Annotated in this window: 11 protein-coding genes; 3 read left to right on the forward strand and 8 right to left on the reverse strand. The window is 59.6% G+C overall.

Annotation, left to right across the window (positions count from 1 at the left end; translation table 11 throughout):
* Positions 1-334: 334 nt before the first annotated feature.
* From FHW04_RS14260 to phoB, 4 genes are all read right to left on the reverse strand, one after another.
* The gene (locus FHW04_RS14260; protein WP_031374701.1) at positions 335-1,438 is read right to left on the reverse strand and encodes a cobalamin-independent methionine synthase II family protein; all 1,104 of its coding nucleotides are present in this window, start codon (positions 1,436-1,438) and stop codon (positions 335-337) included.
* Between the two features lie 373 nt (positions 1,439-1,811).
* Positions 1,812-2,732, reverse strand: a complete 921-nt coding sequence (locus FHW04_RS14265; RefSeq protein WP_031374702.1) for a PstS family phosphate ABC transporter substrate-binding protein — start codon at positions 2,730-2,732, stop codon at positions 1,812-1,814.
* A 19-nt stretch (positions 2,733-2,751) separates the two neighbouring features.
* Positions 2,752-4,065, reverse strand: coding sequence for a phosphate regulon sensor histidine kinase PhoR (gene phoR / locus FHW04_RS14270; RefSeq protein ID WP_031374703.1), 1,314 nt, complete (start codon positions 4,063-4,065; stop codon positions 2,752-2,754).
* A gap of 14 nt (positions 4,066-4,079) precedes the next feature.
* A complete protein-coding gene (gene phoB, locus FHW04_RS14275) occupies positions 4,080-4,769 on the reverse strand; it encodes a phosphate response regulator transcription factor PhoB (RefSeq protein ID WP_003852491.1) in 690 nt (229 codons plus the stop codon).
* Between the two features lie 195 nt (positions 4,770-4,964).
* Between phoB and sbcD the strand changes: the two genes are divergently transcribed.
* A complete protein-coding gene (sbcD, locus tag FHW04_RS14280; RefSeq protein ID WP_031374704.1) occupies positions 4,965-6,164 on the forward strand; it encodes an exonuclease subunit SbcD in 1,200 nt (399 codons plus the stop codon).
* Complete coding sequence (locus tag FHW04_RS14285) at positions 6,161-9,835, forward strand: AAA family ATPase (protein WP_089562042.1); 3,675 nt, start codon at positions 6,161-6,163, stop codon at positions 9,833-9,835. Before sbcD ends, FHW04_RS14285 begins: the two co-directional genes overlap by 4 nt.
* A gap of 30 nt (positions 9,836-9,865) precedes the next feature.
* Here FHW04_RS14285 and FHW04_RS14290 read toward each other — a convergent pair whose 3' ends face one another.
* The 3 genes from FHW04_RS14290 to FHW04_RS14300 are packed head-to-tail and all read right to left on the reverse strand — an operon-like array spanning position 9,866 to position 11,567.
* Positions 9,866-10,522, reverse strand: coding sequence for a DUF799 domain-containing protein (locus tag FHW04_RS14290; protein ID WP_089562041.1), 657 nt, complete (start codon positions 10,520-10,522; stop codon positions 9,866-9,868).
* Positions 10,519-10,878, reverse strand: a complete 360-nt coding sequence (locus FHW04_RS14295) for a DUF4810 domain-containing protein (RefSeq protein ID WP_031377608.1) — start codon at positions 10,876-10,878, stop codon at positions 10,519-10,521. The genes FHW04_RS14290 and FHW04_RS14295 overlap by 4 nt, the downstream gene beginning before the upstream one ends.
* An 11-nt stretch (positions 10,879-10,889) precedes the next feature.
* Positions 10,890-11,567 carry a CsgG/HfaB family protein gene (locus tag FHW04_RS14300; protein ID WP_046288493.1) on the reverse strand — a complete coding sequence of 226 codons (678 nt, stop codon included), beginning with the start codon at positions 11,565-11,567 and terminating at the stop codon, positions 10,890-10,892.
* A 152-nt stretch (positions 11,568-11,719) separates the two neighbouring features.
* Here FHW04_RS14300 and FHW04_RS14305 point away from each other — a divergent pair, with 152 nt between their 5' ends.
* Positions 11,720-12,148: a cell envelope integrity TolA C-terminal domain-containing protein gene (locus FHW04_RS14305; RefSeq protein ID WP_089562040.1), complete on the forward strand. Its 429-nt coding sequence runs from the start codon at positions 11,720-11,722 to the stop codon at positions 12,146-12,148.
* Here the strand turns inward: FHW04_RS14305 and qhpR are convergent.
* On the reverse strand, positions 12,108-13,178 hold the full coding sequence (qhpR, locus tag FHW04_RS14310) for an AraC-like transcriptional regulator QhpR (RefSeq protein WP_089562039.1): 1,071 nt from the start codon (positions 13,176-13,178) through the stop codon (positions 12,108-12,110). The genes FHW04_RS14305 and qhpR overlap by 41 nt on opposite strands.
* Positions 13,179-13,218: the final 40 nt, after the last annotated feature.

The following is a 13,218-nucleotide window of genomic DNA, read 5'->3' on the forward strand; positions in this document are numbered from 1 at the left end:
TAAAACCACGACCAGCCAGCCAATGTCAGCGCATTATGCTCGTCGTGAGGTGAAGCGCAGGTGATTTAAGCTGCTTTTTTTCTGTTCACGGAGGGATGGATCGACAACGGGGCTAAGTAAAACGTTTATAGCGGGGAAAGGCAATACGGGATCGGAAAACCAGAAGGTTATCCCGTTATTTACGTAACAACCAGTGGATAGCGTTAATTTTTAACCCAGGCACACAAGATGATGTGCCTAAATAATAAACAGACCGCGAGAATTCCCCGCATAACGCCGCTGACAAATGCACAAAAGGCGCGTTTTACGCGCCTGTTTGCACAAGTTTACAGCATTACCACACCTGTTTTGCGATATCGACCACCAGGCGAATCTTCTGCCACTGCTGCTCTTCGCTCAGGCTGTTGCCCTCTTCGGTAGAGGCAAAGCCGCACTGCGGGCTGAGACAGATCTGGTCGAGGCTGACATACTGCGCCGCTTCCTGCAGTCGGGCTTTCACCTGCGCCGGATCTTCCAGCTCACCGGATTTGGTGGTGATCAGGCCCAGCACCACCTGCTGATGGCCTGGCTTAATGAAGCGCAGCGGCTCGAAACCGCCTGAACGGGCATTGTCATATTCGAGGAAGAAGGCATCGACATTGACGCTGCCAAACAGGATTTCCGCCACCGGCTCGTAACCACCTTCTGAAATCCAGGTTGAGCGGAAATTGCCACGGCAGACATGCAGACCAACGGTCAGATCGGCTGGCTTGTCTTCCAGCGCCTTGTTCAGCACCTGAGCATAGGTCCGCGCCAGCGCTTCCGGATCGTCGCCGCGTGCCCGGATATCGCGTTTCTGATCCTCAGAGCAAAGGTAGGCCCAGACGGTGTCATCCAGCTGTAGATAACGGCAACCCGCGGCGTAAAACGCCTTAATGGCGTCTTTATAGGTCTGTGCCAGGTCGTCAAAATAATCTGCCAGGTCCGGATAGACCTCAGCGTCGATCACTTTGCGACCGCCGCGGAAGTGCAGCACGCTGGGGCTGGGAATGGTCATTTTTGCCACCGCATCACCGGCAATGCTTTGCAGGAAGCGAAAGTGTTCCAGCATCGGATGGCTGGAAAAACCGAGCTTGCTCACTACTTTTACGCCATGCGCTTTGGTCTGCACGCCGTTGAACTGGATCCCCTGCTCAGCTTCATAAGCTTCCACACCATCCAGGCCGTAGAAAAAATCGAAGTGCCACCAGCCGCGACGAAATTCGCCATCGGTCACCACCTGCAGGCCATTTTCGCGCTGTCTGGCGACCACATCGCGGATGGCGTCATCTTCAACCTGGCGCAGCGCTGCCGCATCAATTTCGCCAGCGGCGAACTGCTCACGCGCCTGCTTAATCGCGGCGGGACGCAGAAAACTGCCTACGGTATCAGCACGGAACGGGGCGGTATTTCTTTGCATGATCACTCCTGTCTCGCCTGCCGATGGTTTCAGCAGGAAATAATTGCGCTCTGTTATTTGTAGCCATCTGGATGGCTATACGTCTGAACGCAGAATGACATGTGCCGCCGCCCGCTGCAATAGAAGAAAATTCACCGGCCATGAAGAAAATTCATGTTGGCAGATAAGACGGGCTACCGCGCGGTTTTGCAGCAGATAAGCAGCGACATGCGCGCGCCGGGAGAGGAGCACATCCATAGCGGTTAAGGAGAGAATGCGCGCCTGAAGGTGAACCTTCCAGGTTCCGGACAGCGAAAGCCCTACGCGCCTGGAGACCCTCGCTTAAACATCGCGCGCAGCACACAAGCAGAGCAGAATGCGCGTCTGAAGAGGATCAGTTAAGCGCCGCGCGCGCCTGCGCCATCTGGCTATCAGAGAGTGGCAGATAACCCGCTTCGCTGACCCGTCGCTGTCCCTGCACCGAGAGCACCTGCTGCAGGAAGGCTGCGACCAGCGGTGGCAACGGCTTACCCGGCGCCTTGTTGACATACAGATAGAGCGGACGGGCCCACGGATAGCGACCACTGCGGATTGCGTCCGCGTCGGGTGCCACAGCCTCACCCCGATCGTTCACCACCGCCAGCATCTTTACGCCGCTGAGGTGGAAGCCAAAACTGGCGTAACCGATGCTGCGTGGATTGCCTGCCACCGCCTGCACCACCGCTGCCGAACCGGGAAATTCGGCTACGTCATTGCGAAAATCACCCTGACAGAGCGCCTGCTGCTTGAAGAATCCCCAGGTACCGGACGCCGAGTTGCGTCCGTAGCGCTGGATCGGCCGGTGAGCCCACTCAGCCGCCCGCGCGCCGAGATCGCCCCAGCGTTGCGGCACCGAGGTGGCCCCGCACAGGCGGGTAATCGAGAAAATGGCGTCAAGCTGACGCGGCGTTATCTGCTGCAGCGGATTGCGCTGATTGACCACCACCACCAGCGCATCCATCGCTACCGGTACCGCCAGCGGAGGATAACCATAGCGCGCTTCAAACGCCTGCCGTTCATCCGCCTGCATCGGGCGGCTCATTGGTCCGAGCTGCGCCGCACCGGCAGCCAGCGCAGTCGGCGCGGTCGACGATCCGGATGCCTGCACCTGCACATTGACGCCCGGAGCCTGCCGACTGAAGTCCTCGCCCCACAGCGTCATCAGGTAGCCCAGGGTATCAGACCCGACGCTGCTAAGGTTGCCCGACAGCGCGCCGGGCTGTGCCAGCGCCATGCCCGGCAATAAAATGACCATCAACAAAACAAGTGCGCGCATCAAGCAGATCCGTCAGCCATTAATGGAGGGCATTCTCCTGCATCCCACTGCTGACAATCAACCTTGCCGGCAAGGTAAAGGTAAAACAGGTCTCCTGATGCGGCACGCTGGTGATATCCAGCCGCGCATTATGGTGGCTCAGGGCATGTTTCACGATCGCCAGCCCCAGTCCGCTGCCGCCGGTCGCCCGCGATCGCGCCTTATCGACCCGGTAGAAACGCTCGGTGAGACGGGGAATATGTTCAGCCGCAATGCCCGGTCCGTTATCGCACACCCGAAACGTTGCACCCTGCTTACTGCGCAGCCAGCTGATATCAATGCGCGTGCCCTCCGGCGTGTGGTTTACCGCGTTGTAGACCAGGTTGGAGATGGCGCTGCGCAGCTGTTCATCGTTGCCAAAGACTTTCAGATGCGGATCGGTATGGAAATGGATGTCGTGACGTCCGCCGCTCAGGGTGGCGGCCTCGTGTTGCAGCAGCCGGAGCATCACCGGCACATCGACCTTCTCTTTCAGATCGATCGCGGGCGCAGCTTCAATCCGCGACAGCGTCAGCAACTGCTTGACCAGGCTGTCCATGCGGCGCGTCTGCTCCGACATGGTATGCAGCGCCTTGCCGCGTGAACGCTCGTTCATCACCGAGTCATTCATCATCTCCAGATAGCCCTGCAGCACCGTCAGCGGAGTACGCAGTTCATGGCTAACGTTGGCAAAGAAGTTACGGCGCGCCCCTTCCAGCTGGTGCATCTGGGTGACGTCACGCGCCACCAGCAGCCACTGCCCTTCACTGTAGGGCATGACGCGAAATTCCATGTGGTACTGGTTATTCAGCACCAGCGTCAGGGGTTTGTCGAAGTCACGCTGGCGGATATAGCGCGAGAATTCTGGATAACGCAGCAGGTTGAGGATGTTCTGGCCATTATCTTCCGGCCAGCGTAGCCCGAGATGCTGTTGCGCCAGCCCGTTGCACCAGAAAATGGTGCCCTCTTCGGTGGTGAGGATCACCGCATCTGGCAGCGACTCAGCGCCGCTGCGAAAGCGTTTAATCAGGTTGCCGAGTTCACGCCGCCGCCGCCGGTTGCGTAACTGCATCTGGTAGAGCCCGTAAAACAGCGGTTCCCAGCTGGCCCGCCCAGCCGGCGGCGTCATAGTGCGATCGAGCCACAACCAGTGCGACAGGCGCATCAGGTTATGGAAATGCCACAGCAGCACCGCCAGGACGCTCAGCAACAGCAGCCACGGCAGATAACCGAACAGCAGGCCAAGCAGCAGCGCAGGCAGACACGCCAGCAGCAGTTCTGACAGTAATCTCTTCCAGGAGAGGCGTTCCAGCACGGTGAAAACTCCGTTTAGTAGCGGGCAGAGAAACGATACCCTGTTCCACGGACGGTTTGTACCATGCGATCGTGGCCGGAGACTTCCAGCGCTTTACGTAAACGGCGAATGTGAACATCGACGGTGCGATCTTCGACATACACGTTGGTGCCCCAGACATGGTTCAGCAGCTGCTCGCGGCTGTAAACCCGCTCCGGGTGCGTCATAAAGAAGTGCAGTAGTTTATATTCGGTAGGGCCCATTTCCAGCGGCGTGGTTTCGGACATCACCCGATGCGAGGAGGGATCCAGACTCAGTCCCTGCATCTCAATCACCTCTTCCACCGCCATCGGTGAAATACGGCGCATGACGGCTTTGATGCGCGCCATCAGCTCTTTTGGCGAGAAGGGCTTGGTGATGTAATCGTCAGCGCCGACTTCCAGCCCACGCACCCGGTCCTCTTCTTCACCACGTGCGGTGAGCATCATCACCGGAATATCGCGGGTCATCGCTTCGCGTTTCAGATGCTTAATAAACTGAATGCCGCTGCCGCCGGGTAACATCCAGTCCAGCAGAATCAGATCGGGCCAGGGTTCAATCAGCTTACCCACTGCGCTGTCATAATCTTCCGCCTCAATTGGCTGATAGTCGTTCTGCTCCAGAACAAAGCACAACATTTCACGGATTGGGGCTTCATCTTCCACAACCAAAATGCGCTTAGCCATTATTACTCCTGCTGATATGACGGCTGTCACTGAGATTCGCGGCGCCATTATGCGTCAGATTTGTGACACTTTTATGAAAAACATAACCGCTCATTCAGGCCAGTGGTAATCAATTATGACAGCGCAGCGACAATTTTTCGCTTTGGCCGCAGAGCCAGTATAATCGTCGGGCGAATTACAACGGCAGGGAGTTTTATGCGCATCATTCATACTGCGGACTGGCATCTGGGGCAGTTCTTTTACAACAAGAGTCGGGCGGCGGAACATCAGGCGTTTCTTGACTGGTTGTTGATCCAGATTGAACAGCATCAGGTGGATGCGTTAATCGTTGCGGGCGATCTGTTCGATACCGGCACCCCGCCCAGCTACGCGCGCGAAATGTTCAACCGCTTTGTGGTGGCGCTGCAGCCCAGCGGCTGTCAGCTGATTGTGCTGGCGGGCAATCACGACTCGGTGGCGACGCTCAATGAGTCACGCGAACTGCTCGCCTGCCTGAATACCCGGGTGATCGCCACGCCTCAGACCAACAGCGATGTGCTGCTGCTCACCACCCGTCAGGGCGAGCCGGGCGTGCTGCTGTGCGCCATTCCTTATCTGCGACCGCGCGATATTCTGCGCAGCCGCGCCGGACAGTCCGGACGCGACAAGCAGACCTCGCTGCTGGAGGCGATTGCTCACCATTATCAGCAGCGCGTGGCTGCTGCGCGGGCGCTGGAGCCGGCTCTGCCAATCGTGGCTACCGGTCACCTCACCACCGTCGGCGTCAGCCAGAGCGACTCGGTGCGTGACATCTATATCGGCACGCTGGACGCCTTCCCGGCCTCCGCGTTCCCGGACGTGGATTACATCGCGCTCGGCCACATTCACCGCGCTCAGCGGGTGGCGGGCACTGAGCACATTCGTTACAGCGGCTCGCCGATTCCACTCAGTTTTGATGAACTGGGCAGTGAAAAAAGCGTCTTCCTGCTGGACTTCACCCCGCGCGGTTTGCAAGCGGTGACGCCGCTGGTGGTGCCGCAGGTGCAGCCGATGCAGGTGCTGAAAGGTTCACTGGCGCAGATCGCGCAGCAGCTCAGCGATTTCAGCGACATGCAGCAGGAAAAACCGACCTGGCTGGATATTGAAGTCACCACTCAGGAGTACCTCAGCGATCTGCAGCGTCAGGTGGAAACCCTGACCGCAGAACTGCCGGTTGAGGTTTTGCTGTTACGCCGCAGCCGCGAGCAGCGTCAGCACAGCCTGGCGCGACTCGATAACGAAACCCTGAGCGAACTGAAAGTGGAAGAGGTGTTTGCCCGTCGCCTGGCGCTGGATAGTGAACTGCAACCGCAGCAGATCGATCAGATGACCACCCTGTTCCGCCAGACGCTGGCCGACATTGAGGAACCACAATGAAGATCCTCACGCTACGGTTTAAAAACCTTAACGCACTGCGCGGTGAATGGTTTATCGATTTCCGCGCTGAACCCTTCGCCAGTAACGGGCTGTTCGCGATTACCGGTGCCACTGGCGCAGGCAAAACCACGCTGCTGGATGCCATCTGCCTGGCGCTCTATCACCAGACGCCGCGTCTCGGCGCCATCTCCCAGAGCCAGAATGCGCTGATGACCCGCGACTGCGCCGAGTGTCTGGCTGAAGTGGAATTTGAGATCAAAGGCGAAGCCTGGCGCGCCTTCTGGAGCCAGAACCGCGCACGCGGCACCGCCGACGGCAAACTGCAGGCGCCGCGGGTTGAGCTGGCGCGCTGTGCCGACGATACCATCGTCGCCGACAAGGTCGGTGACAAACTGAGGCTGATTGAGACCCTTTCCGGCCTCGACTTTGAGCGTTTTACCCGCTCAATGATGCTGTCCCAGGGGCAGTTTGCCGCCTTCCTCAACGCCAAAGCCAGCGAACGGGCCGAACTGCTGGAAGAGCTGACCGGCACCGAAATTTACGGCCAGATTTCCGCCGCAATCTATGAACGTCACAAAGAGGCAAAAACCGCGCTCGACCTGCTGCGCAGCCGGGCGGGAGCCATGGCGCTGCTGGATGACGACACGCGCACCGCGCTGCAACAGCAGATGCTGCAACTGAGCGCGGCGGAACAGACGCTGAGCCGTGACTATCAGCACGCCCAGCAGCAGCAGCAGTGGCAGCAACAGGCGCAGCAGCTCCAGCAGGATATCGCGCAGACCCGCCAGGCGCTGCAACAGGCGGAGGCGGCGGCGCAGGCCGCTGAAGCGGACCGACAGCGGCTGGCGCGCAGCGAACCGGCTGAAAAGCTGCGGGCTACCCTGCAGCAGCGTGACGAACGGGCGAATGCGCTGCGTGAGGTACGCAGTCAGCAGCAGCAGCTGTCCGACGCACACCAGCAGGCGCTGGCTGAACAGCAACGCCAGCAGCAGCACTATGCCACCGCCCAGGCCGCGGCGGAACAGGCACGCCAGCAACAGCAGCAACAGGAGAGCCTGCTGACCGAACAGGTGATGCCGCTGGATCAGTCACTGCAGGCGCTGCAACAGCAGCTGACGCAGCAGCAGCAGGAAAAAGATCGCCAGCAGCAGCAGTGCGATCAGACTCAACGTATGCTGACCGATCAGACTCACCAGCTTACCGTCTTACAACAGGCGATCGCGGAGCAGCAAACCCTGCGTCAGCAGTTAGCCGATATGGCGCAATGGGGCGCATCGCTGCCGCTGTGGCAGGAACGATTTGCCCAGCTGGCGCAGCGCGAGGCGACCCTCGCCGGACTGGCGCAACAGCAGCAGCAACAACAGCAGAAAATCGCGGCGCAGCAAGCAGAACGGGAACAGCAGGCTAAGCAGGCATTACCACGCCAGCAGGCTGAGCAGGCCGCCGCTCAGGCGCTGCTGCAAGCGGAGCAAGTACTAACTTCGCTGCAGAAGCAGCATCCGCCAGCCGCGCTGCGAGAGGCGCTGAGCCAGCTGCACAGTCGCCGCGCGGCGCGGCAGCAGCTGTTACTGCTTTCTACCCAGTGGCACCCGCTGCATCAGCAGCTTGGTCAGCGCCAGCAGCAGCTGGCCGGGCTGGAAAAAGCTCACCAGCAGGCGGAGGCGGAATTACACAGCCTGCGCGAAAGATGGAAACGCGAGAAACAGCAGCTGGATGATGTCGATAAAATCTGCGCGCTGGAGCAGCAGATTGCCGATCTTTCGCAGTATCGCGCCCGGCTCACACCAGACCAGCCCTGTCCGCTGTGCGGCTCCTGCACGCATCCGGCAGTCGCCAGCTACAGCACGCTGGAAATCAGCGCCAATCAACAGCGACGCGCTGCCCTGCAACAGCAGGTCGATGCGCTACGCGAGGCGGGTACCGCCAAAAACGAACAGTTAAAGCAGTCGGCGATCCAGCAGCAGACGCTGCGCGACGACATTGCCGAAACCCAGCGGCAGCTTGTTGGTCTGGAGCAGCAATGGCAGGCGCTCAGCGGTGAGCTGGCACTTACCTTCACCCTGTCAGATCGCGACGCACTGACCCAGTGGCAGCAGCAGCAAAATCAACGCGAACAGCAGCTTGAGCAGCAGCGGCAGGCGCTGGAGGCGGCTGAGCAGGCCCGTCAGGCGGCAAAAGATCACCATCTTCAGCAGTCGCAGGCCTGGCAGCAGCATCTGCAGGCCGAACAGCTGGCACAGCAGTCGCTGGATAACCTGCAGCAGGCGCTGAGCGCGCTGCAACAGCGCCAGCAGCAGGAACAGGCGAGCTGGCAGCAGTTGCAGGACGCGGTACAGCAGCAGTTCAGCCAGCATGGCCTGAGCCTGCCTGCCGCCGCTGAACGAGAATCCTGGCTGGCTGTTCAGCAGTCCCGCTGGCAGCGCTGGCAGGAAAGTGAGCAATTACTCGCTAACCTGCAGCCGCAGCTGCTGCGCGGCGAAACTCAGCTGACCGCGCTGCAACAACAGGCTGAACGTGAACAGCAGCAGCTGACTACTCAGCAGCAGCAACTTCACCATCATCAAACCCGGCTCGACGAGATGCGCCAGCAGCGTCAGGCCCTGTTTGGCGATCGCGAGGTCACCGTGGCCCGCCAGCAGATGCAGGCCAGCATCCGCCAGCATGAGGCGCAGCTCGCACAGCAGCAGGAGGGGTTACAGCGGGCGCAAAGCGGAGTCAGCAGCCTGCAGGGCCAGCTGGCGGTGCTGGAGAGCCAGCAGCAGCAGCTCGTCACCCGTCTGGCTGAGGCGGAACAGACACTGCTGCAGGCGCTGACGGCCGCCGGTTTCCGTGATGAAGCCACGTTGCGCGCCGCGCTGCTGGATGAGCAGACCGCCCAGCAGCTGCGTCAACAGCTACAGCAGATCGATCAGCACCATCAGCAGCAACAGACGCGGCTGGCGGATCTGCATCAGCGGCAGGCGGCGCACCAGCAGGCGCAGCCCGCTGCGATGCCAGCCTCGGCTGAGGCGCTGGCGCAGCAGCTGGAACAGTTGCGGCTGGCGCTTCGTGACAATGCCAGCCAGCAGGGCCAGATACAGCAACAGCTACAGAGCGATGCCAGCCTGCGCCAGCAGCAGCAGAGCCTGATGACACAGATTGCAGAGGATGAAACGGTGCTGGCGCAGTGGGGACTGCTCAACGATCTGATTGGCTCCGCCAGCGGCGACAAGTTCCGGCGCTTTGCCCAGGGCTTAACGCTGGATCACCTGGTGGCGCTCGCCAACCGTCAGCTCGACCGGCTGCATGGCCGTTATCTGCTGCAGCGTCGGGCGCAGGATCTGCTGGAGCTGGACGTGGTGGATACCTGGCAGGCTGACACGGCGCGCGATACCCGCACCCTCTCCGGTGGCGAGAGCTTCCTCGTCAGCCTGGCGCTGGCGCTGGCGTTATCCGATCTGGTCAGCCACAAAACCCGTATCGAATCGCTGTTTCTGGACGAAGGCTTCGGCACGCTGGATGCGCAAACGCTCGATACCGCGCTGGACGCGCTGGATGCGCTCAACGCCAGCGGAAAAACCATCGGTGTGATCAGTCACGTTGAAGCGATGAAAGAGCGGATTCCGGTGCAGATCAAGGTGCGGAAAATGAACGGGCTGGGCTACAGCCAGCTGGAGTTGCCGCAGGGATAACGGGCGCCGCAGCGCCCGCTTTGTTGCCGATCAGCGGACGCTGATCGGCCTGTAGCGCGGACCGGTCAGCAAACCGCCCTGCTCATTCTGCGCCAGCAGGCGATTGCTGGTCAGGCCGGCAATCGAGTGAGCTTTATCGCTGACGTTGTTGGCGATCTGTTTAATCGCCGCATTGACCAGCATGCCGACCAGTCCGCCATTGTTATTGCTGCCCTGTTCACTGTCGCTGGCGGTGGCATAACCCTGCCAGATCTCTTTGCCGCTACGCAGATCAACCAGCCGCGCGGTTGCTGACACGGTGGTCACGCTGTCGATCACCCGGTAGCTGCTGCCGTAATCGGTGATCGAGATATAGAGCGCGCTGTCGGCGTGAAAGATCTTATTCAGGCGAGCCGGACTGACTGCCTGGATTTCACTGCCGCTGGTCAGGCCATTCTGCTGGAAAGTCTCTTCCACTACCGCCACCGGAAACACGTAGTAACCCGCTTCGGCCAGCGGCTGGGTCACCAGCGAGGTCAGGCTGTGAGCGGCATTAATATCCGGAGCTTTGTTTTCGGCCGGTAACACCAGAATCGACGCAGGTTTGCTGGCGCGAAACGCGCTGTAGTCATACGGTTTTTTGTGCTGCGCACAGCCGGTCAGCAGCAGCACGGCCAGTGCGCCGCCCAGGGCAATCAGTTTTTTCACCGGGTCACTCCTTGTTTGTCACTCATCAGAAAATCCATGTAAGGGCCGGCTTCCGGAAACAGCTGCTTTTCCATGGCGAACTGGCTAAAGGCTTTATTGGTATCACCGGTTTTGGCGTACAGCAGGCCGAGCTGAGCGTGCAGCCCTGGCGCGACCGGCTGGTTTACCGCACGGGCTTTTTCAACATCCAGATTCAGCGCGTCGATCTGCTTCTGCGGATCGCTATCTTTCTGGTAGTAGCTGTAAATCTGCTGCTGATAATCGCCCCAGTAGTAGAGGGTTTTCGGCGTTTTCGGCGCACAGCCAGCCAGCAGCGCAGCCGCCATCAGCAGGCCGCCCAGTGTGATCATTTTCATTTACTGCTTCCTTATTTAGCCGGACGCCAGGCGCCGCTGTTGATTCCATCCACTAAATGATCGACCGCTTCACGAATCGCCAGATCCATGACTTTGCCGTTCAGCGTCGAGTCGTAGCTGCTGGTACCGCCAAAGCCGATGATTTCCCGGGCAGAAAGCTGGTATTCGCCTGCGCCCTGCGCGCTGAACACTACTTCGGAGGTGGTGACGTCCACCACGTTGAGATTAACTTTGGCGTAGGCGATCTGGCTCTTACCCCGACCGAGAATGCCCCACAGCTGCTGATCGCCGACTTCTTTGCGGCCAAACTCAGTGATATCACCGGTGATGATGTAGTTCGCGCCTTTGATATTTTGCTGGCTGCGCCTGAAGTCCGCTTCCTGCTCTAACTCTTTCAGGTTGCTGCGGTCGAGCACGCTGAAGCGGTTAGTCTGCTGCAGGTGGGTGATCAGAATGGTTTTTGACTGATTGCCCAGCCGGTCAACGCCATCGGAGAAGATGCCGTTCATATACGAAGAGCGGTTATCAAACTGACCGACGGCAATCGGACTGCGCACGCCCTGGTAAGCGGGCTGGCTGGCCGCGCGGACCTGAGGTGCCTCAATGGCTCGGGATGATTCGGTGGCGCAACCGCTGATCAGTGAAGCACTTAATAAGGTGAGTGCCGCAACGGCATATTTTCTCTGCATTTCTAATCCATGAATAAATAATAAGAAACCGCGCTCGGGGCGGTAAATTCTGGTTCTGCCGACAGTCGGAGTAATGCCATAGCATTCGCCAGTCCGGTCTGTAGACTGTCGGCAACAGCAGAACAGAACTTTAATCAGAATTGGTCAGTTCAATGAATTTAATTAATGTAATTTCGAAAATATTGCCGGGCGTTATTATCGCCGCCCTGCTCAGTGGCTGTCAGCATTCTGAACCACAGCAACGGGATAGCGTCGCCAACCTGTGTCAGCCGATGAAGGATCCCGACAGTGCATCCTGTCAGTGGACTAATCAAATGCAGCACCGACTGAATCAGCAATTCAGCGATGCGGCGCGCTATGCGGGCCAGCAATGCCTGGTCCGGCTGGAGTGGCAACAGAGTGGACGCTATGCGGTGACGCAGACTCAGGGAGATGAAGCGTTGTGCTTACGGGCGTGGCAGCTGGCAGCACAGACGCAGGGATTGCCGCCACCACCGGTGCGTACCCAACCGGCGTGGTTTGGCTTTGCGCCGCGCCAGACTAGCTTGCCAGCCCATGCTGCCGCCACTGACGCGGGCTGATGCCAAACCAGCGACGAAAGGCGCGCAAGAAGGCGCTGACTTCTGAATAACCCAGCAGCAGCGCCATTTCAGAGATCGGCAGCTGCTTCTGCTGCAGATAGTGAGTGGCCATTTCGCAGCGAACCTGATCCACCAGCGCAGTAAAGCTGCAGCCCTCTTCACGCAGCCGCCGCTGCAGCGACCAGCTCGATAGCCCCAGTTTATCGGCCACCTCTTCCAGCACCGGTTCGCCCTGCATCAGCGACAGATTAACCTGTGAGCGCGCCTGCTCTGCCAGGCTCTGCTGCGAGGCGGCCCGGTTAAGCCGGCGAATCGCATCCTGCATCACCATCAGCAACATCGGATCGCTGTCCGGCATGCTGCGCAGCAGATCGCGCTTCGGGATCACCAGCGAGTTAAACGGTTGATCGAACCAGATTGGGGCATCGAACACTTTACCGTGATCGTGCCACTGTTCCGGGCGCGGATGTTCAAAGTGAACTTCACGCGGCGCCCAGTTTTTGCCTGCCGCATGGCGAATCAGATTCATCAACATGCCCAGCGTTAGCTCCGCATCCTGACGGCGCGACAGAATAGCGCCGTGACGGACCTGATAGTCGAGCCGCCAGCACTCGCCTTTGTCCACCAGCCGGGTCAGCGTGTCGTGCTGATGCCACGGAAAGGCATTAACTACGTTGTGCAGCGCCTGCTCCAGCGTGGCCGAGCAGAGTCCGATATAGCCAATCAGGCCTAATGACTGCGGTTTAAACTGCCTGCCGTAGTGCAAACCGAAGTTATCAAAACCGGAGTGTCGTGCCGCCTCTTCCAACACCCGACAGTAGTTGACCAGCCCGAGGCTAAGCGTCGGGCTGGCCAGCCGCTCCGGATCGATGCCGCTGATGCCAAAGATGCGGTCAACGTCGCCGCCACGGGTATGAATAAAATCGCTCAGGCCAGTGGCCGCAGCGGCCAGCACGCCGTGATTGCCGGCACCCGCAGCAGCGGAGCAGGCAGCAAACGCATCGGGCTGTTTCATCATCATCGGATTCATGGTCGCCTCAGTCAGAATTCAGGGGGATCACCCACTGTCA

This window comes from Pantoea sp. AN62, from assembly GCF_050432985.1.
Taxonomy (GTDB): Bacteria; Pseudomonadota; Gammaproteobacteria; order Enterobacterales; family Enterobacteriaceae; genus Pantoea; species Pantoea brenneri.